Source organism: Enterobacter sp. PL_is511, from assembly GCF_055816065.1.
Window position 1 is genome coordinate 839551 of record NZ_JBVPGP010000024.1, and the last position, 19529, is coordinate 859079.

21 protein-coding genes and 2 tRNA genes are annotated in these 19529 nt (G+C 53.2%); 14 read left to right on the forward strand and 9 right to left on the reverse strand.

Features of this window, described 5'->3' with window-relative positions; translation table 11 throughout:
• Positions 1–333 precede the first annotated feature (333 nt).
• Both putP and AC0TN7_RS19405 read left to right on the forward strand, forming a co-directional pair.
• Positions 334–1842, forward strand: a complete 1509-nt coding sequence (gene putP / locus AC0TN7_RS19400; RefSeq protein ID WP_473702360.1) for a sodium/proline symporter PutP — start codon at positions 334–336, stop codon at positions 1840–1842.
• A gap of 113 nt (positions 1843–1955) precedes the next feature.
• Entirely contained in the window at positions 1956–2375 is a 420-nt protein-coding gene (locus AC0TN7_RS19405) for a DUF3574 domain-containing protein (RefSeq protein ID WP_032648964.1), read from the forward strand.
• 70 nt (positions 2376–2445) lie between these two features.
• Here the strand turns inward: AC0TN7_RS19405 and AC0TN7_RS19410 are convergent, their stop codons facing one another.
• Entirely contained in the window at positions 2446–3630 is a 1185-nt protein-coding gene (locus AC0TN7_RS19410) for a NupC/NupG family nucleoside CNT transporter (RefSeq protein ID WP_024908972.1), read from the reverse strand.
• 251 nt (positions 3631–3881) lie between these two features.
• On the opposite strand from AC0TN7_RS19410, the gene efeU reads away from it, so the two are divergent.
• The 4 genes from efeU (at position 3882) to phoH (ending at position 8460) form a co-directional block, all read left to right on the forward strand.
• Positions 3882–4715: an iron uptake transporter permease EfeU gene (efeU, locus tag AC0TN7_RS19415; RefSeq protein WP_045908301.1), complete on the forward strand. Its 834-nt coding sequence runs from the start codon at positions 3882–3884 to the stop codon at positions 4713–4715.
• Between the two features lie 40 nt (positions 4716–4755).
• Positions 4756–5883 (forward strand): iron uptake system protein EfeO, encoded by a 1128-nt coding sequence (efeO, locus tag AC0TN7_RS19420; protein ID WP_024908974.1) that lies wholly within the window; start codon positions 4756–4758, stop codon positions 5881–5883.
• A 5-nt stretch (positions 5884–5888) separates the two neighbouring features.
• On the forward strand, positions 5889–7172 hold the full coding sequence (gene efeB / locus AC0TN7_RS19425) for an iron uptake transporter deferrochelatase/peroxidase subunit (RefSeq protein WP_090417395.1): 1284 nt from the start codon (positions 5889–5891) through the stop codon (positions 7170–7172).
• A gap of 499 nt (positions 7173–7671) precedes the next feature.
• A complete protein-coding gene (phoH, locus tag AC0TN7_RS19430) occupies positions 7672–8460 on the forward strand; it encodes a phosphate starvation-inducible protein PhoH (protein WP_024908976.1) in 789 nt (262 codons plus the stop codon).
• Between the two features lie 382 nt (positions 8461–8842).
• Here the strand turns inward: phoH and AC0TN7_RS19435 are convergent.
• The 3 genes from AC0TN7_RS19435 to AC0TN7_RS19445 all read right to left on the reverse strand — a co-directional run bounded on the left by AC0TN7_RS19435 (position 8843) and on the right by AC0TN7_RS19445 (position 10626).
• Positions 8843–8930: transfer RNA gene (locus tag AC0TN7_RS19435), tRNA-Ser, on the reverse strand.
• A gap of 137 nt (positions 8931–9067) precedes the next feature.
• Entirely contained in the window at positions 9068–9745 is a 678-nt protein-coding gene (locus AC0TN7_RS19440) for an isochorismatase family protein (protein ID WP_024908977.1), read from the reverse strand.
• A 20-nt stretch (positions 9746–9765) separates the two neighbouring features.
• Positions 9766–10626: a pirin family protein gene (locus AC0TN7_RS19445; RefSeq protein WP_267216718.1), complete on the reverse strand. Its 861-nt coding sequence runs from the start codon at positions 10624–10626 to the stop codon at positions 9766–9768.
• Positions 10627–10735: 109 nt separating this feature from the next.
• Here AC0TN7_RS19445 and AC0TN7_RS19450 point away from each other — a divergent pair, with 109 nt between their 5' ends.
• Positions 10736–11641: a LysR family transcriptional regulator gene (locus AC0TN7_RS19450; RefSeq protein WP_024908979.1), complete on the forward strand. Its 906-nt coding sequence runs from the start codon at positions 10736–10738 to the stop codon at positions 11639–11641.
• A gap of 132 nt (positions 11642–11773) precedes the next feature.
• Here the strand turns inward: AC0TN7_RS19450 and AC0TN7_RS19455 are convergent.
• Positions 11774–11861, reverse strand: a tRNA-Ser gene (locus tag AC0TN7_RS19455).
• A 232-nt stretch (positions 11862–12093) separates the two neighbouring features.
• On the opposite strand from AC0TN7_RS19455, the gene ghrA reads away from it, so the two are divergent.
• From ghrA to AC0TN7_RS19475, 4 genes are all read left to right on the forward strand, one after another.
• Positions 12094–13032 (forward strand): glyoxylate/hydroxypyruvate reductase GhrA, encoded by a 939-nt coding sequence (ghrA, locus tag AC0TN7_RS19460; RefSeq protein ID WP_267216717.1) that lies wholly within the window; start codon positions 12094–12096, stop codon positions 13030–13032.
• Positions 13033–13116: 84 nt separating this feature from the next.
• Positions 13117–13854, forward strand: a complete 738-nt coding sequence (locus AC0TN7_RS19465; protein ID WP_024908981.1) for a phosphatase — start codon at positions 13117–13119, stop codon at positions 13852–13854.
• 21 nt (positions 13855–13875) lie between these two features.
• The gene (locus AC0TN7_RS19470; RefSeq protein ID WP_202774424.1) at positions 13876–14430 is read left to right on the forward strand and encodes a TorD/DmsD family molecular chaperone; all 555 of its coding nucleotides are present in this window, start codon (positions 13876–13878) and stop codon (positions 14428–14430) included.
• A 96-nt stretch (positions 14431–14526) separates the two neighbouring features.
• On the forward strand, positions 14527–15009 hold the full coding sequence (locus AC0TN7_RS19475; protein WP_267216716.1) for a DUF1097 domain-containing protein: 483 nt from the start codon (positions 14527–14529) through the stop codon (positions 15007–15009).
• Positions 15010–15052: 43 nt separating this feature from the next.
• Here AC0TN7_RS19475 and csgG read toward each other — a convergent pair whose 3' ends face one another.
• Genes csgG through csgD form a run of 4 tightly spaced genes read right to left on the reverse strand, consistent with a single transcriptional unit; the run spans position 15053 to position 17394 of the window.
• Positions 15053–15886, reverse strand: a complete 834-nt coding sequence (csgG, locus tag AC0TN7_RS19480) for a curli production assembly/transport protein CsgG (RefSeq protein ID WP_032648920.1) — start codon at positions 15884–15886, stop codon at positions 15053–15055.
• Positions 15887–15912: 26 nt separating this feature from the next.
• Positions 15913–16326: a curli production assembly/transport protein CsgF gene (gene csgF, locus AC0TN7_RS19485; RefSeq protein ID WP_032648919.1), complete on the reverse strand. Its 414-nt coding sequence runs from the start codon at positions 16324–16326 to the stop codon at positions 15913–15915.
• A gap of 23 nt (positions 16327–16349) precedes the next feature.
• Positions 16350–16739, reverse strand: coding sequence for a curli production assembly/transport protein CsgE (gene csgE, locus AC0TN7_RS19490; RefSeq protein WP_024908986.1), 390 nt, complete (start codon positions 16737–16739; stop codon positions 16350–16352).
• A gap of 4 nt (positions 16740–16743) precedes the next feature.
• The gene (csgD, locus tag AC0TN7_RS19495; RefSeq protein WP_024908987.1) at positions 16744–17394 is read right to left on the reverse strand and encodes a biofilm master transcriptional regulator CsgD; all 651 of its coding nucleotides are present in this window, start codon (positions 17392–17394) and stop codon (positions 16744–16746) included.
• A gap of 742 nt (positions 17395–18136) precedes the next feature.
• On the opposite strand from csgD, the gene csgB reads away from it, so the two are divergent.
• The 3 genes from csgB to csgC all read left to right on the forward strand — a co-directional run bounded on the left by csgB (position 18137) and on the right by csgC (position 19480).
• The gene (gene csgB / locus AC0TN7_RS19500) at positions 18137–18592 is read left to right on the forward strand and encodes a curli minor subunit CsgB (RefSeq protein WP_024908988.1); all 456 of its coding nucleotides are present in this window, start codon (positions 18137–18139) and stop codon (positions 18590–18592) included.
• A 41-nt stretch (positions 18593–18633) separates the two neighbouring features.
• Positions 18634–19086, forward strand: a complete 453-nt coding sequence (gene csgA / locus AC0TN7_RS19505) for a curli major subunit CsgA (RefSeq protein ID WP_024908989.1) — start codon at positions 18634–18636, stop codon at positions 19084–19086.
• A 61-nt stretch (positions 19087–19147) separates the two neighbouring features.
• On the forward strand, positions 19148–19480 hold the full coding sequence (gene csgC, locus AC0TN7_RS19510; RefSeq protein ID WP_024908990.1) for a curli assembly chaperone CsgC: 333 nt from the start codon (positions 19148–19150) through the stop codon (positions 19478–19480).
• Positions 19481–19529: the final 49 nt, after the last annotated feature.

Sequence of the window (19529 nt, forward strand, 5' to 3'; positions counted from 1 at the left end):
CCTGGTTTGCAACCCCGGAAATGAATGAATTGTTAACGGATGGTTAGCTGAAAAAACGTGCTGCCTTTGTCCCGGGAAGCCTGTTTTTATGCGGGAGTTAACACTTTTAAAAGGTGCAACCCGTAAAAGCGTGAGCGAGTGCAACCTATAGGAAACTCGTATCAAGCCGGGGATGAAATTGATGTAAATGCAGTGTTAAATCGTTTGTCAGCGGAGGGCGCATACGGCAGGATAGCGCGCCTCACCGAAACACAAGATACCGTCACCACGTTCCGGTGATCATATAACAAGGCAACCCGGACGGTTGTCGCTCGACACTTTTGGAGAATTTGAATGGCTATTAGCACACCGATGCTGGTGACATTTCTCGTTTATATATTTGGCATGATCCTGATAGGGTTTTTGGCGTGGCGTTCAACGAAAAACTTTGACGACTACATTCTGGGCGGACGCAGTTTAGGCCCAATGGTGACCGCGCTTTCTGCGGGTGCTTCCGACATGAGCGGCTGGCTGCTGATGGGTCTGCCGGGCGCGATTTTCATCTCCGGTATCTCTGAAAGCTGGATCGCCATCGGTCTGACCGTCGGTGCATGGATCAACTGGAAGCTGGTGGCAGGCCGCCTGCGCGTGCACACCGAGGCCAACAACAACGCCCTGACGCTGCCTGACTACTTCACCGGACGCTTTGAAGATAACAGCCGCGTGCTGCGTATTATCTCGGCGGTGGTGATCCTGGTCTTCTTCACCATCTACTGTGCCTCCGGCATCGTGGCCGGTGCGCGCCTGTTCGAAAGCACCTTCGGCATGAGCTACGAAACCGCCCTGTGGGCCGGTGCGGCGGCGACCATCCTCTATACCTTCGTGGGCGGCTTCCTGGCCGTCAGCTGGACCGACACCGTGCAGGCGAGCCTGATGATCTTCGCCCTGATCCTGACCCCGGTGATTGTGATTTTCACCGTTGGCGGCTTTGGCGATTCGCTGGAAGTGATCAAGCAGAAGAGCATCGAAAACGTCGACATGCTGAAAGGGCTGAACTTCGTCGCTATCGTCTCCCTGATGGGCTGGGGTCTGGGCTACTTCGGTCAGCCGCACATTCTGGCGCGCTTTATGGCGGCGGATTCTCACCACACCATTGTTCATGCGCGCCGCATCAGTATGACGTGGATGATTCTGTGTCTGGCGGGCGCGTGTGCGGTCGGCTTCTTCGGTATTGCCTACTTTAGCAATAACCCGGCGCAGGCGGGCGCGGTAAACCAGAACGCCGAGCGCGTGTTTATCGAGCTGGCGCAGATTCTGTTTAACCCGTGGATTGCCGGTATTCTGCTCTCCGCGATCCTGGCGGCGGTGATGTCCACCCTGAGCTGCCAGCTGCTGGTCTGCTCCAGTGCGATCACCGAAGACCTCTACAAAGCCTTCATGCGTAAAAACGCGAGCCAGAAAGAGCTGGTGTGGGTAGGGCGCTTTATGGTGCTGGTGGTGGCGCTGATTGCCATCGCGCTGGCGGCCAACCCGGAAAACCGCGTGCTGGGTCTCGTGAGCTACGCGTGGGCGGGCTTTGGTGCGGCGTTTGGTCCGGTAGTCCTGTTCTCCGTCATGTGGTCCCGTATGACCCGTAACGGCGCGCTGGCGGGGATGATTATCGGTGCGGTGACCGTTATCGTCTGGAAACAGTTCGCCTGGCTGGGCCTGTACGAAATCATCCCGGGCTTCATCTTCGGCAGCATCGGTATCGTGGTCTTCAGCCTGCTGGGTAAAGCACCGTCTGCCTCCATGCAGAAACGCTTTGCGGAAGCAGACGCGCACTACCACTCCGCACCGCCGTCTAAGCTGCAGCCGGAATAATTTTCCCCTCACCCTAACCCTCTCCCCAAAGGGGAGAGGGAATAAACCTCTCTTGCTAAATTCTGCAATTTACGTTGATATCGCTGTGCTTATAACAATGAGGATAGCGAAGCATGACAATCAAAACAGGGTTAATGGCGGCAGCATTATTGATGCTGGCGGGCTGTAACGCGCCATCGCAACATGCGGCGGTAGAAACCTGCAAAGCGGATAACCAGATGCAGCAAACCACGCTCTATTTCGGCTTAAACCGTCCTGCCGGGGCGCAGATCACCAGCAACGAATGGCAGCAGTTTGTTGACCAGGACGTGACGCCGCGTTTCCGCGATGGCTTAACGGTGTTTGATGCCCGCGGGCAGTGGCTGGGGAACGACGGGAAAGTGGCGCGTGAACCGAGCAAGGCGTTGATGCTGATCCACGGTAAAGATGCGCAGAGCGAGAAGAACATCGAAGCGTTGCGCGGGATTTATAAATCACGCTTCGCGCAGGAGTCGGTGATGCGTGTCGATCAGCCGGTGTGCGTACAGTTTTAATGAAAACGGCGGGAATTCCCGCCGTTGTTGTTTTGCAGGCCGGGATCGCTGCGCGCCACCCGGCATTGCATCAGAGCACCAACCCCGCAAAGCTCGCTGACAGCAGGCTCACCAGGGTCGCGCCGTACACCAGACGCAGACCAAACCGCGATACCACGTTACCCTGCTGCTCGTTCAGGCCCTTAATCGCCCCGGCCACGATGCCGATGGAGGCGAAGTTCGCGAACGAGACGAGGAAGACGGATAAAATCCCCAGCCCGCGCGGGGACATCTGGTGCGCTATTTTTTGCAGCTCAATCATCGCCACAAATTCATTCGCCACCAGCTTGGTTGCCATAATGCTGCCCGCGTTTAAGGCATCGCTCAGCGGAATCCCCACTAGCCATGCCAGGGGATAAAATACATAGCCGAGGATCTGCTGGAAGCTCATGCCAAATACGCTGGAGAAGAGGGCGTTAACGGCACTAATAAGCGCGATAAAACCAATCAGCATCGCCAGAATAATCATCGCCACCTTAAAACCGGCCAGAATATACTCGCCAAGCATCTCGAAGAAGCTCTGCGATTCATGCAGTTTTTCCAGTTTGATATCCGGCTCCGCTTCCGGGCGCGTCGGGTTGATGACCGTGAGAATAATAAAGGTGCTGAACATGTTCAGAATCAGCGCCGCGACGACAAATTTAGCGTCGAGCATGGTCATATACGCGCCGACAATTGACAGGGAGACCGTCGACATCGCCGTGGCTGCCATGGTGAAGAGACGACGAGAGGAGAGATCGCCCAGCACGCCTTTGTAGGCAATGAAGTTTTCTGACTGGCCGAGGATCAGCGAACTCACCGCGTTAAAGGATTCCAGCTTGCCCATACCGTTCAGTTTTGACAGCAGCGTACCGATTACCCGAATAAAAATCGGCAGGATCCGCCAGTGCTGAAGAATACCAATCAGCGCGGAAATAAAAATAATCGGGCAAAGTACGCCGAGGAAAATGAACGCCAGCCCTTTTTCTCCCATGCCGCCAAAGACGAAATTGGTACCTTCACCGGCAAATTTGAGCAGCGACTCAAAAAATCCTGAGACGTATTTAATCAGGAATAAACCGCTTTCGGCGTGCAGGAAAAAGAACGCCAGAGCAATTTCTATGACAATCAGCTGTAAAACAAAACGAATGCGAATTTTTCGGCGGTCGAAACTCACCAGCCAGGCAAGCGCGAGAATAATGACCAGCGCCAGCAGGAAATGGACAATCTTAAACATAATTAATTTTCACCAGGTGTTTGAGGCAGTTATTTAGCCACAGCCCTGAATCAGCGTAAATGGGCATTTTCGTTATAACTTATAAACTTAACGATAACACCTGAAACTATTATCAGGCTGGGCGTTTACAACTCGTTATCAAAACACCGCACATTTCGCTTGTGTTTCTTTCTGCCGTAATGATAATCACTATCACAGGAATTTACCTTTCTTTGCATCAGTTGACCGCGATAAACATTTAAGGTGTCGGCATGTTTGTTCCATTTCTCATTATGTTACGTGAAGGGCTCGAAGCCGCCCTTATCGTGAGCCTCATCGCCAGTTATCTGAAGCGAACCCAGCGCGGGCGCTGGATTGGCGTCATGTGGATCGGGGTCTTCCTTGCCGCGGCGCTCTGCCTGGGCTTAGGTGTCCTCATCAACGAAACCACCGGCGAGTTTCCGCAGAAAGAGCAGGAGCTGTTTGAAGGTATCGTCGCCGTGATTGCGGTGGTGATCCTCACCTGGATGGTGTTCTGGATGCGTAAAGTCTCCCGTAACGTGAAGGTGCAGCTGGAGCAGGCGGTGGATAACGCCCTACAGAAGGGGAACAACCACGGCTGGGCGCTCATTATGATGGTCTTTTTCGCCGTGGCGCGCGAAGGGCTGGAGTCTGTTTTCTTCCTGCTGGCGGCGTTTCAGCAGGATGTGGGGATTTGGCCGCCGCTGGGGGCCATGCTGGGCCTCGCCACGGCCGTGGTGCTCGGTTTCCTGCTCTACTGGGGCGGTATTCGTCTGAACCTGGGCGCCTTCTTCAAGTGGACCAGCCTGTTTATTCTGCTGGTAGCCGCGGGTCTGGCGGCAGGGGCGATTCGCGCCTTCCATGAAGCGGGCCTGTGGAACCATTTCCAGGACGTGGCGTTCGACCTCAGCAACGTTCTCTCCACGCACTCTCTGACCGGCACCCTGCTCGAAGGTATCTTCGGCTATCAGGAAACGCCGAGCGTCAGCGAAGTGGCGATGTACTTTATCTATCTGGTTCCGGCGCTGGTGCTGTTCGCAATGCCGCCGCGTACCGGCACGCAGGCGTCGCGCGTTGCGCCGTAATCTTTGATTGAGTAACAACATACTTTTAAAGGGAAGAGTCATGGCAATTCAGTTCCGTCGTAGTGCGTTATGCGCAGGCATTGCCGCGCTGTTCGCTTCTGCATTCTCCGCCTGGGGCGCGGATGTTCCACAGGTTAAGGTCACCGTCAACGACAAGCAGTGTGAGCCGATGACCCTCACGGTGAACAGTGGTAAAACCCAGTTTATTATTCAGAACCACAGCCAGAAGGCGCTGGAGTGGGAGATCCTGAAAGGCGTTCTGGTGGTGGAAGAGCGTGAAAATATCGCCCCTGGCTTCAGCCAGAAGATGACCGCCAACCTGCAGCCGGGCGAGTATGAAATGACCTGCGGTCTGCTGACCAACCCTAAAGGGAAGCTGATCGTCAAAGGTGAAGCGACGGCCGATGCGGCGAAAGGCGCTGCGGTGCTGAGCCTGGGCGATGCGATTACCGCGTATAAAGCCTACGTTACCAAAGAGACGGCGGACCTGGCGACGGCAACCAAAGCCTTTACCGATGCGGTGAAGGCCGGGGATATCGAAAAAGCGAAATCCCTCTATGCGCCAACCCGTCAGCACTACGAGCGCATCGAGCCGATCGCCGAGCTGTTCTCTGACCTTGATGGCAGCATTGACGCCCGCGAAGATGATTTCGAGCAGAAAGCCGCCGATCCGAAATTCACCGGTTTCCACCGTCTGGAGAAAGCCCTGTTCGGCGATAATTCTGCCAAAGGGATGGAGAAGTATGCCGACCAGCTGAACAGCGACGTGCTGGAGCTGCAAAAGCGCATCAGCGAGCTGGCCTTCCCGCCGTCAAAAGTGGTGGGCGGCGCGGCCGGGCTGATTGAAGAAGTAGCCGCCAGCAAAATCAGCGGCGAAGAAGATCGCTACAGCCATACCGATCTGTGGGACTTCCAGGCCAACGTCGACGGCGCGCAGAAAATTGTTAACCTGCTGCGTCCTCAGCTGCAGAAAGAGAACGGCGAGCTGCTGGCCAAAGTGGATGCCAACTTCAAAAAGGTCGACACCATTCTGGCGAAGTACCGCACCAAAGACGGGTTTGAGACCTACGACAAGCTGACCGATGCCGACCGCAACGCGCTGAAAGGTCCGATCACCGCCCTGGCGGAAGATCTCTCTCTGCTGCGTGGCGTACTGGGTCTGGACTAAGCACGATGAATAAGCATAGCGAGAACGACGTGGTTGAGCCTTCACGTCGTCGGTTGTTAAAGGGAGTAGGGGCGCTGGGGGGCGCGCTTGCTCTGGCCGGTGGTTGTCCGGTGGCGCATGCGGCGAAACCGCAAAGCGCACCCGGCACGCTGTCACCCAATGCCCGCATGGAGACGCAGCCGTTTTATGGCGAGCATCAGTCGGGTATCCTGACGCCGCAGCAGGCGTCTATGATGCTGGTGGCCTTTGATTCGCTGGCCAGCGATAAAGCCGATCTGGAACGCCTGTTCCGCCTGCTGACGACGCGCATCGCGTTTCTTACCGCCGGTGGACCGGCGCCCGATACGCCGAACCCGCGTCTGCCGCCAATGGACTCCGGCATTCTGGGGCCGTTTATCGCCCCGGATAACCTGACCATTACCGTTTCGCTCGGTGAATCGCTGTTTGACGCGCGCTATGGGCTGGCAAAACAGAAGCCGAAGGCGCTGCAAAAAATGACGCGCTTCCCGAATGACTCCCTGGATGCGGCGCTGTGTCATGGCGACCTGCTCCTGCAGATCTGCGCCAATACCCAGGACACGGTGATCCACGCCCTGCGCGACATCATCAAGCACACGCCGGATCTGCTGAGCGTGCGCTGGAAGCGGGAAGGGTTTATCTCGGACCACGCCGCCCGCAGCAAAGGAAAAGAGACACCGGTGAACCTGCTGGGCTTTAAGGACGGTACGGCCAACCCGGACAGCCACGACGGTGCGCTCATGAAGGAGGTGGTGTGGGTCACTGCCGATCAGGGCGAACCGGCATGGGCGGTGGGCGGCAGCTATCAGGCGGTGCGGATTATTCAGTTCCACGTGGAGTTCTGGGACCGCACGCCGCTGAAAGAGCAGCAGACGATCTTTGGTCGGGATAAGCAAAGCGGGGCACCGCTCGGTATGAAGAACGAGCATGATGTGCCTGACTACGCCCGCGATCCCAATGGCGATGTAATTGCGCTCGACAGCCATATTCGCCTTGCCAATCCGCGAACCAAAGAGACGCAGTCGAGCCTGATGATGCGTCGGGGCTACAGCTACTCGCTCGGCGTGACCAACTCCGGTCAGCTTGATATGGGGCTACTGTTCGTCTGCTATCAGCACGATCTGGAAAAGGGCTTTCTCACCGTGCAGAAGCGGCTCAACGGTGAAGCGCTGGAAGAGTACATTAAACCTATCGGCGGCGGCTATTTCTTTGCCCTGCCAGGGGCGCGCGACAGTAACGCGTACCTCGCTCAAGGGCTGATCGAAGCCTGATAATCGTCCCTGCGATAGTTCGCGGGGACATTATTTTTTCATATGACTATCTTGTTGTTATATTTCTGTAATATTTCTATATAAGACTGAATCCACTGCAGGTGCAGTCTTAAAAGTTGCATTCAGGTAAAATAAATGTTGCATTTGTGATAACTCCTGATGTACTTAAGATAAGACAGCGGTAGTTCCCGGCAGTGATGCTGAATCACTATGGAGATCGCGAATGGTTGCGTCCTGTACTGGACAAGGTAAACATAACAACCGCAGCACCCGGCGCGGAGGCTCAGACTCCGGCAGCGATTTCCTCACCACTAAATTCTCCCCCCTTCCTCAAGAATCTGATTCGACCGACGTGCAGAACGGTGCGCGTAGCTGTTCCGTATCGTCATCCGATAAAGCAAGCAATGGCTTACAAGGAAGCCAACCCTCTGATGTTCGTGCGCATAATCGTGCCGAAGCTGGCGCGTGTGATGAATACCAACAACTCAAGGTGCTATCCATGGGAAGACAAAAAGCAGTGATCAAAGCTCGTCGCGAAGCAAAACGTGTGCTGAGACGGGATTCACGTAGCCATAAACAGCGTGAAGAAGAATCGGTCACCTCGCTTGTGCAGATGAGTGGCGTAGAAGCAATTGGCATGGCCCGAGACAGCCGTGATAATTCTCCAATTGTGGCGCGCAATGAGGCTCAGGCGCACTACCTGAATGCTATCGAGAGTAAACAGCTCATCTTTGCAACCGGTGAAGCCGGATGCGGGAAAACCTGGATTAGTGCAGCCAAAGCGGCGGAAGCGCTGATCCATAAGGACGTGGAAAGAATCATTGTTACCCGTCCGGTACTGCAGGCTGATGAAGATCTCGGCTTCTTGCCCGGAGATATTTCGGAGAAGTTTGCCCCGTACTTCAGGCCCGTCTATGACGTGCTGGTGAAGCGGCTGGGTGCATCCTTCATGCAGTACTGCCTGCGACCAGAGATTGGCAAGGTGGAAATCGCGCCGTTCGCCTATATGCGCGGACGTACATTTGAAAATGCGGTCGTCATTCTTGACGAGGCTCAGAACGTGACCGCTGCGCAAATGAAGATGTTCTTAACGCGCCTCGGGGAGAACGTGACGGTTATCGTTAACGGCGATATTACCCAGTGTGACCTGCCATCCGGCGTGAAATCCGGGCTGAGCGACGCCATGTCACGTTTTGAGGAAGATGAGATGATTGGGGTGGTACGCTTCACCAAAGAGGACTGCGTGCGTTCGGCGCTCTGCCAGCGCACGCTGCAAGCGTATTATTGAGTTTGCTGTTGTGTTCAAGGCCCGGGAAACCGGGCTTTGTTTTTTGTGCATTTTATCCCCTCTCCCTTGGGGAGAGGGCTAGGGTGAGGGGCTCAGGCCGCATCGAGCTGCATATAGCACCGGGGGGATTCTCATCCCCCCGCAGGCGTGCAACATGTGAAAAAAAAGCCCGCATTTTCATGCGAGCTCTTCTTCAAATATGGCGGTGAGGGGGGGATTGACTCGCTTCGCTTGCCCTGCGGGCAGACTGTTCGCTACGCTCTCAGTCTGTCCAACTGGCTGTCGCCAGTTGTCGAACCCCGGTCGGGGATTCTCATCCCCCCGCAGGCGTGCAACATGTGAAAAAAAAGCCCGCATTTTCATGCGAGCTCTTCTTCAAATATGGCGGTGAGGGGGGGATTCGAACCCCCGATACGTTGCCGTATACACACTTTCCAGGCGTGCTCCTTCAGCCACTCGGACACCTCACCATATTGTTTTGCTGCCTGACCGCTTGGGGGGCAACGGGGCGCTACTATAGGGAGTTGCGCTAAAACGGTCAAGCAGATTTTCTGTATTCGTGTGCGTTCGGTTAAGCCTTAATCAGCTCTTGTCGCAGCACGGGTTATTAACGTTGAGAATCGAGCACTTCGCTGTTTTTAACCACTTCCTGTGCTTTGCCGTAACTTTCGATCAGCAGCTGGTAAGCCGGGAATATGTGGGTGTACACCTCAGCCCACTCAGCCGCGTCCTCACGGTTCCAGGTTCGCTGGATCTCAGAGGCCACCGCCGCCGTATCCATCGGAACCACACCGGCCTGCACCACGCGCGCCAGGGTGATCTCCTGCGCCATCTTGCTGTAGGTGCCGGAGGCATCAATCACCGCAAATACTTTGTACCCGTCCGCCACCGCGCTAATTGACGGGAAGGCCATGCAGACGCTGGTGATAGTGCCCGCGATAATCAACGTTTTGCGCCCGGTGGCTTTTACCGCGGCCACGAACTCCGGGTTATCCCAGGCGTTGATTTCACCTTTACGGGCAACATATTGCGCATGCGGTGCGTTGGCGTGGATCTCCGGGATAAGCGGTCCGTTCGGTCCCTGTGGAACTGACGCGGTGGTGATCACCGGGATCTTCGCCAGGGTCGCGATCTTCGCTAACGCTGCCGCACGAGCGCGCAACTCTGGCATTGGCATATCTCCGACGGTCTGGAACAGACCGCTCTGGTGATCGATAAGCAACATCACCGCATCGTTCACATCAATAACCGGACGGGAGCCATTAAAATTAGCAGGTGTAGACATCTTCTTCTCCTTTATTACGTTCAGATCTGGCCGAAGCGGCCGGAGTTGAAATCACGAATGGCTTCGTTGATTTCGCTTTTACTGTTCATCACAAACGGGCCATAGCCCACGATGGGTTCATTCAGCGGCTCGCCGGCCATCAGCAGCACTTTTGCATCGCTGCTTGCCTCAAGGTGCAGTTTGTCGCCTTCCTGACTCAGTACGACCAGCTGGGCTTCACCTGCCTGAGTGGTACCGTTCACCGTGATGTTGCCCTCAAGCACCACCAGCGCGGTGCTCCAGCCTTCGGGCTGATTGAGCGCCAGATGACTTCCCTGGTTCAGCACGATGTCCCAGACGTTGAGCGGTGAGAAGGTGTGCGCCGGGCCGGTAACCGTGTCGTAGCGACCGGCAATGACCCGCAGCGTTCCACCGTTGTCAGGCAGCGTCACCACCGGGATGTCGGCTTTCGTGATGCTCTGGTAGCCCGGTGCGGCCATCTTGTCTTTCGCAGGGAGGTTGACCCAAAGCTGCATCATTTTCAGTTCGCCGCCTTTCTGCGAGAACGCGCTTGAGTGGAACTCCTCGTGCAAAATACCTGCGCCTGCGGTCATCCACTGCACGTCGCCGGGGCCAATCACACCGCCTTTACCCGTGGAGTCGCGATGCTCCACTTCACCTGAATAAACGATGGTGACCGTTTCAAAACCCCGGTGAGGATGCTGGCCTACGCCGCGTTTCGCACCATCTGCCGGAAAGGTGTACGGGCCTGCGTAGTCCAGCAGCAGGAACGGACTCAGCGGCTCGCCGTGGGTTTGATAAGAGAACATTGAACGGACCGGGAAACCATCGCCAACCCAGTGCTGACGAGGAGCGGTATAAACGCCTGTTACGTTTTTCATGATTAACTCCTGATGTTCTGTTGATGTAATTAGCTTATATTCAGGGTTAATATCCCGGTAGATAGTGAAAATGGCATTCACTGTTCCGAAAATAGAACAATGAGGACTTATGCAGGATCTCAATGACTTCGTCTGGTTTGTGAAGGTGGTGGACTACGGGGGGTTTGCGGCGGCGGGAAGGGCGCTTGACCAACCCAAGTCTAAACTGAGCCGCAGGATCGCGCAGCTGGAGGAGCGGCTTGGCGTACGGTTGATACAGCGTACGACGCGGCAGTTTACGGTGACGGAAGTGGGGCACACTTTCTATCAGCACTGTAAGGCAATGCTGATAGAAGCAGAAGCGGCAGAGGAGGCCGTTGCTGCGCTGCAGGCTGAGCCGCGCGGCGTCGTCAGGATCACCTGTCCCGTCACGTTACTGCACGTCCACGTGGGGCCGATGCTGGCACGGTTTATGGCGCGCTACCCCGGGATTAATCTCCAGCTTGAGGCCACCAATCGTCGGGTCGATCTTGTTGGCGAAGGTATTGATGTCGCTATCCGCGTGCGTCCGCGTCCGTTTGATGACAGCGATCTGGTCTTAAGGGTGCTGGCTGACAGGGGGCATTGCCTGGTGGCAAGTCCGCAGTTGATTGAACGTATGGGTAAACCGCGAATGCCTTCCGAGCTCAGTGAATGGCCTGGATTAAGTATGGGGGCCGGTAAACAGGTGCATAAATGGGAGCTCAGTGGTCCAGAGGGGGCGAAAGCGGAGATCCACTACGCACCGCGCTTTATTACCACCGACATGCTGGCACTGCGGGAAGCGGCGATGGCGGGCGTGGGCGTTGTACAGTTGCCGATATTGATGGTGAAGGATCAGCTTGCGTCAGGGGAACTGGTACGGGTGCTGGACGCGTGGGAACCCCGACGGGAAGTGATTCACGCGGTTTATCCTTCGCGGCGCGGCATGCTGCCATCGGTCAGGACGCTGGTGGATTTTCTGACTGAAGAGTATGCGAAGATGGTGGAAGAGTAGCTTTTCGTAGGTCGGGTAAGCGCAGCGCCACCCGACATAAAGAGCGCAGGGAGTTTCAAGGTTCGAATCCCCCCTTTCGGAGAATATAAAAGAAAAAAGCCCGTACTTTCGTACGAGCTCTCATCTCGAATATGGCGGTGAGGGGGGGATTCGAACCCCCGATACGTTGCCGTATACACACTTTCCAGGCGTGCTCCTTCAGCCACTCGGACACCTCACCATATTGTCATCCCGTTGTTGCCGGGACGGGCGCTAATGTAAGGAAAAGCCGAACGGCCGTCAACCCACTTTTTCAGTAATTTAGCGCGTTTAGACAAACTTCAGGCAACATGATTCTTAAATGTGCTGAAAGCGTCTTTTTTATCAGCAACGCGGTTTCCTGATAAATTTGTTATGCTGGCAATCCATTTGAAAATGAAAACAAAACAGCGCAATAAAAGGCAGGAATAACTATGGATATTCTCTTCTATCACCCTACATTTGATACCGCTTACTGGATTGACGCACTTTCGGCGGCGCTGCCCGGCGCACGCGTTCGCGAGTGGAAGCGTGGCGATAATGAACATGCCGACTATGCGCTGGTCTGGCACCCGCCGGTTGAGATGCTGCAGGGCCGCAAGCTGAAGGCCGTTTTTGCCCTGGGAGCTGGGGTGGATTCCATTCTGAGCAAACTGAAGGCACACCCTGAAATGCTGCCGGAAGAGATCCCTCTGTTCCGCCTCGAAGATACCGGAATGGGCCAGCAAATGCAGGAATATGCCGTGAGCCAGGTGCTGCATTGGTTCCGCCGCTTTGATGACTATCAGGCCTTTAAACAGCAGGCCCACTGGGAGCCGCTGCCTGAGTACCGTCGCGAAGACTTTACGATCGGCATCCTCGGTGCGGGCGTGCTGGGCTCAAAAGTGGCAGAAGCACTCGCTCCGTGGGGCTTCCCCCTGCGCTGCTGGAGCCGTAGTCGCAAGGACTATCCGGGCGTCGAGAGTTTTGCCGGAACGGATGAGCTTCCGGCCTTTCTGAACGGCACGCGCGTGCTGATCAACCTGCTGCCAAACACGGCGGAAACGGTAGGGATCATCAATGAAACCTTGCTCAATCAGCTCGTCGATCAGAGCTACCTGATGAACCTGGCGCGCGGAGTCCATGTTGTGGAAGGCGATCTGCTGAAGGTCCTGGACAGCGGAAAGCTAAAAGGCGCCATGCTGGATGTCTATAGCCGTGAACCGCTGCCCGCGGAAAGCCCGCTGTGGAAGCACCCGCGCGTCGCGATGACCCCGCACGTGGCTGCCGTGACGCGTCCGGCAGAAGCGGTGGCCTATATATCCCATACCATCTGCGAAATGGAAAAGGGCAACGCGGTCACCGGGCAGGTCGACAGAAAGCGCGGCTACTGAGAGAAACCCGGCGTTCGCCGGGTTTTTGCTAATATTCGCCGCTGATAACTGCTATCCTTTGGAAAAACCGCAGAGGAGAAAGAGATGTATCCCGTTGACCTGCATATGCACACCGTCGCCAGTACCCACGCGTATAGCAACCTCCATGATTATATCGCTCAGGCGAAGCTTAAAGGTATTAAGCTGTTCGCGATCACCGATCATGGCCCGGACATGGCGGATGCGCCGCACTACTGGCATTTTGTGAATATGCGGATCTGGCCACGTCTGGTGGACGGCATTGGGATACTGCGCGGCATTGAGGCGAACATCAAAAATATCGACGGTGAGATCGACTGCACCGGCCCGATGCTGACGTCTCTGGACCTTATCCTCGCCGGTTTTCATGAGCCGGTTTTCCCGCCTCAGGATAAAGAGACCAACACCGCGGCGATGATTGCCACTATTGCCAGCGGCAATGTGCACATTATCAGCCACCCCGGTAACCCGAAGTATCCGATTGATATTCAGGCTGTCGCGCAGGCGGCAGCAAAACACCGCGTGGCGCTGGAGATTAATAACTCCTCCTTTGTTCACTCGCGTAAGGGCAGCGAAGACAACTGTCGCGCCGTGGCGGCCGCCGTGCGTGATGCGGGTGGCATGGTGGCGTTGGGCTCAGACTCTCATACCGCGTTTACGCTGGGTGATTTCAGCGAGTGCCTGAAAGTGCTGAATGATGTTAACTTCCCGGAAGCGCAAATCCTGAACGTGACCCCACGCCGCATGCTCGATTTCCTTGAGTCGCGCGGAATGGAACCGATTGCCGAATTTGCCGATCTTTAATTGTGTAATGGAATAAAAAAAATGAACGAGTTTTCCATCCTCTGCCGCGTGCTGGGTACGCTCTATTATCGCCAGCCGCAAGACCCGCTGCTGGTGCCACTTTTTACGTTAATTCGTGAAGGTAAACTGGCGCAGAACTGGCCGCTGGAACAGGATGATTTACTGGAACGTCTGCAAAAAAGCTGCGACATGCAGCAGATTGCGACCGACTACAATGCTCTGTTTGTCGGCGATGAGTGCCGCGTTTCGCCATACCGTTCTGCCTGGCAGGAAGGGGCGACGGAAGCGGAAGTCCGTGCTTTCCTCTCCACCCGCGGTATGCCGCTGAGCGATACGCCAGCCGATCATATCGGTACGCTGCTGCTGGCAGCGTCCTGGATTGAAGATAACGCCGGTGATGATGAGAACGAAGCCATTGAAACCTTGTTCGAAACGTACCTGCTGCCGTGGGTCGGGACGTTCCTGGGTAAAGTTGAAGCGCATGCCACCTCGCCATTCTGGAGAACGCTGGCGCCGCTGACCCGCGACGCTATCGCGGCAATGTGGGATGAGCTGGAAGAAGAGAACGAAGGGTGATTTAAGTCACATAAATTCTGCAACTCATCAATTCATTTTGCATGTAATGTGCTGATGATCTCATTTCTATGGTGCGCTTCTGCTAAGATGCGCGCCATGAACATATTACTTTGTATCGCAATAACGACAGGTATTCTCTCCGGGCTCTGGGGATGGGTAGCCGTGTCTCTCGGATTGCTCAGCTGGGCCGGATTCCTCGGCTGTACCGCCTATTTCGCCTGTCCGCAGGGGGGCGTAAAAGGGCTCTTTATCTCAGGCTGCACGCTGATGAGCGGCGTTATCTGGGCGCTGGTGATCATGAAAGGCAGCGCGCTGGCGCCGCATCTGGAAATTCTGGGATACGTCATGACGGGCGTCGTCGCCTTTTTAATGTGCATCCAGGCTAAGCATCTGCTGCTTTCATTTGTGCCGGGAACCTTTATGGGGGCGTGCGCGACCTTTGCAGGGCAGGGTGACTGGAAGCTGGTGGTCCCTTCACTGGCGCTGGGGCTGCTGTTTGGCTATGCCATGAAAAACAGCGGCCTATGGCTGGCGGCGCGGCGGGAAAAAGCGCAAAACATCACGGCAGTGAGTGAATAAAAAAAGGCGAGATAATCATCTCGCCTTTTTTATGCGCTTCCTGTCAGGATTCCGGAGGGACTGACATATCGCGGTATTTCACCAGTATCGGGTTCTGCACGTCTGCTTTGTTTTGCAGATCCCACAGCCCGCGGTCTATACCGTCGTTAATTAAGTAGATCACGCCGGTTTCAATGGCCGACATCAGACACATCATGACCGGCTCGTTAGAGGTGTAGCCAATTTCACCTTCCAGCAAACGCTGGTAATCGATGAAGCGGAATACCCCTGCCTGAACTTCATAAGACAGAATGGTTTTGCTGGTGTTCACCGAAGAGAGCACTTCGCCTGTACTGACGTTAACCACACGCAGGTTAACGGCGATTTGGTCGAGCTGATACTGGGTATCCGCACCGATACCGAAGTAACGTGCTCCCGCACCACCCGATTTAACGTTACTTTCGTAGCCGATAATCGATCCTTCAATCATTACGTTCGCTGCCGCCAGAGATTGCAGAGGCGTCCGGTTATTGTCCGCAACGGTGCCATTTTCCTGGGCGGCACGAATGATTTTGCGTTCATTCAACAGGTTCTGGAGCCCCTGACGTTCCAGCGGAATAAACCAGTGCGAATCCTTGAGTGCGGTAACCAGCATCGCGGTGGCGCTCTGCGGCACTGCCGTGGAGAAGTTACTTGCCGGGTAAGGTTTGAATTGCCCGGTTTCATCCTGAATGTTGTACACGGAGACAAATATTTTTCCCGTTGGAGCAGGTAAATGCGTTAAATCACGATAACTCTGGGCCCGAGGCATTAATGTTGGTTTTGCAGCTTCTTTAGGTGGAGCAGTTAAACAACCGCTCAATAAGCACACTGCAACAAATATCAGGAAGCGCTGCATGATTGTTGTCCTTATTTCGTTGTTGTTCAGAAGTTAGTTGAATCGTTTTGTAGACCGGAAACCTGGATGGTGGAGATTTTTCCGGTTTTACGATCGGTCACGTTCAACTGAAGCTGTCCGTCCGTGTTGGCGATATCAACGATAAAGTCGTTGGTCACCATCCGCCCGGGTTTACCGGTATTAATGTTGGTCAGCAAACCACCTAAAATCTGCGACTGGATGGCCTGCGTGAAGTTATCCAGTGCGGACGGGGTATCAACGCTAAAATTCTTTAAGCTGGGATCCTTATAGGAGTTTTGCGCCTGAGCTTCATTCAGCAGGAACGCGCCGTTGTTAGGGTTACCGCCAAAGTTAGGGTTACGGAACTGAAACGTCATGTTTCCGGCCCAGCTGATGGGTGTGATCAGCATTATCGAAACAACTGCATATGCAATACGCATGACAGCCTCCGCATATCGGTTCGCTAGAACTCGTCTTTTGCTAAATCGCTGGTGCTTAATAGGGCTTTATCTATTTGCAGGCGATTAATAGCGTCTTCTGATTGTGCCAGTGCTAAGACTACGTTTTTATCGAAGTCCATTTTGGTCGGGAATAAAAACGTTTGATAAATAACGGACTGATTAGCCGTTATTGTTATCCAACTTCCCCATCGTGCACTGGGCCGCTCGTTGATTGTTATATTACCCGTGTATGTACTTTCCCATTTGTCACTGAAGGCACGGTAAAAACTGTGCCCGACCGATGAGACAGTGTGGTCTGTTAACAATCCGGGAACTTCGACCTCGACGGCCTTCAGATTCCCAGCAGCGAGCAGGAAACTCGCTGCGGCGATCCAACTCAACGTGCGCTTCATGTGATTAACGCCTGAGGTTATCGTTTGCCCACGAAACCGCCTGAGTTCGGTTTTTCACAGCTATCTTCTTGAAAAGATTATAAAGGTGCGTCTTTACCGTATTTTCGCTGATAAATAACGAACGGGCGATTTCAATATTTGAAGCACCAATGCGTAACTTATTCAGGATCTCTTTCTCACGGTGCGTGAGCAGTGCTGACTCTGAGCTGTTATAGCGATAATTTCCGGAGTGCGTGATGAGATAGCTGGCAAGCTTTTGCGAAAAATAACACTCTCCGCGCAATATACCTTGCAGCCCCTCTACCACCCGGTCTTCTTCTTCCGTGACGTAGAACACGCCATTGATATGCGGCCAGCTTTCAATATCTCTGAAAGGATATTCATCAGGCGTATTCAACAATAGCACGCGGATATTATTGTTTTTTCTGCTTAAAATATCCTGCCAGTAATGGATAAGCTTTTTATCAGCTTCCATCATATCGAAAAGAATGATGCTGCCAGGTGCAATATCATCAAAAGAACGTTGAATATTATGCAATTTCCCGCTCAGTGATAAAGATTGCTTTAAATGTTGTAATAATGCTGTCGCTTGCAAAGAAGGTTTTGTGATCAACAGTAATGTATGACCATGTAAACTATGGACTTCATTATACATGATGAAACCCCACTTTATTTTGGCACCTGGCAGCTGTCCTCCAGTTTAAAAGAGGACACCAGAAGTACTGACAGATGTTGCACTGCTGTGTGTAGAATCAGACCATAACCTCCACAGGGAGGTAAATATAAAACCAATTTCGTACATCTAATTTCAATCTAGCTTTTACGAAGTTTAAAGCAAGTGTTAAACATGTAACAGAACGTAAAAATCAATATTAATTTGTGAAATTTGATTGTTTGGAATGGTGAGAATTGATGAGAAAGTTGTACACCTAAATAGAGATGCACAGATTTTAAAAATCATACAAATATTTTTAACGATATGATTATTAAGAATATTTGTTATTTTTGTAAAGCACTAATTAAGTATGAGTTTCAGATGATTTCTAAGCCCAGGAATGAGCGTCTGTCTGGCTTAAGAAAAGAGGCTCCGTGTCACGCACTGAGAAAAATGTTTCCTGCCGTTACGTTTAAACAACCCGGGAGGAAGCGTGGACAGCCTTTGTCTTGTTGTACAACTCTTTCACAATACACCTTTATTAAAAAATATAAGCCGGCCTGATTAAAGTGATTTTTACTGTAAATTACGACTTTGTGGTGACCCGAAAAATAAAAATAAGCCGCGCGGGTGAGATATTTAAAATGTTTCAGCGGACATACTCTTCACCGTAACGACGCGTTAACACCATACGAGCCGTTTAAACATGGAGTAATTAAATAGCCAGGTCCAGGGTGACAACATGAAAAACACATCGTTAATTGTGATGTTTACATTACTGGGTGCGCCTGGATTTGTAACCGCGGCTAATTCAGATTTGGCAAATGCTGAATATAACTTTGCGGTTAACGAATTAAGTCTTTCATCACTAAATCAGGCAGCCATTATTGGTCAACGGGGCGTTTTCAATGACGCTCAGGTTCGCCAGGACGGTTCAAAACTCTTATCCATTGTTTCCCAGGATGGGGCAGGCAACAGAGCGAGAGTCGATCAATCAGGGGCTTACAATATAGCCTGGATCGATCAGAGCGGTAACGGGAATGATGCAGGTATTACGCAAGATGGATACGGTAATAGCGCGAAAATTATCCAGCAAGGGTCGGGTAATAGAGCAAATATTACGCAGTACGGTACGCAGAAAACCGCAGTTGTAGTGCAGAAACAGTCGCAAATGGCGATTAACGTTATTCAACATTAGCGCTTTCGCGACGACTTTAATCAATCCGACGGGGGTTTACCATGAAATTTTTCAAAGTGGCAGCGCTTGCAGCAATCGTAGTTTCTGGTAGTGCTATGGCTGGTCTGATTAATCAGGATGGCTGGGGTCATGGGCATGGTCATGGCGGATACGGTGGCCCAAATTCAACCCTGAATATTTATCAGAATGGTGGCGGTAACTCCGCGGTTGCTCTGCAAACAGACGCCAGAAATTCTGTCCTGAATATTAGCCAGACAGGTGGCGGTAACGGCGCTGACGTTGGTCAGGGTTCTGATGACAGTAAAATCAACCTGACCCAAAAAGGGTTTGGCAACAGTGCAACACTTGATCAGTGGAACAGTAAAAAATCCGTCATGAATGTTAGCCAGTCCGGCGGCTTTAACGGTGCACTCGTAGACCAGACTGCGTCCAACTCAACTGTTAACGTTACCCAGATCGGTTTTGGTAACCACGCGACAGCTCATCAGTACTGATACTGAAATCTGTGCTACAAAAAAACAGGGCATCAGCCCTGTTTTTTTTCGGGAGTTCATCATGAATACCTTAATTCTACTCGCCGCGCTTTCCAGCCAGATAACGTTCAAAACGTCGCAGCAGGAAAACATGACCACCATTATTCCGCAGGTCACTCTGGCGCAATCATGTAATTGTCAGGTTCAGATTGTTTCTGTTCGGGAAGGGCAGGGGGGACAAAGTTCGTCCCGACAGCAAAATACCCTTTTTATACCCGCTAATCAGACGATTGATTTAATGCGCCTGAGTTTAAATATTAACGCAGGAGACACGGTAAAAATCGTGGTCACCGTTTCAGATGGAAAATCGCTTCATTTATCACAACAGTGGTCACCGGCGGGAAGTTCGATCTAAATATTCATGAAATCAATATGTTGCGAATGTGGCGGGTCTGTGCCGTTGA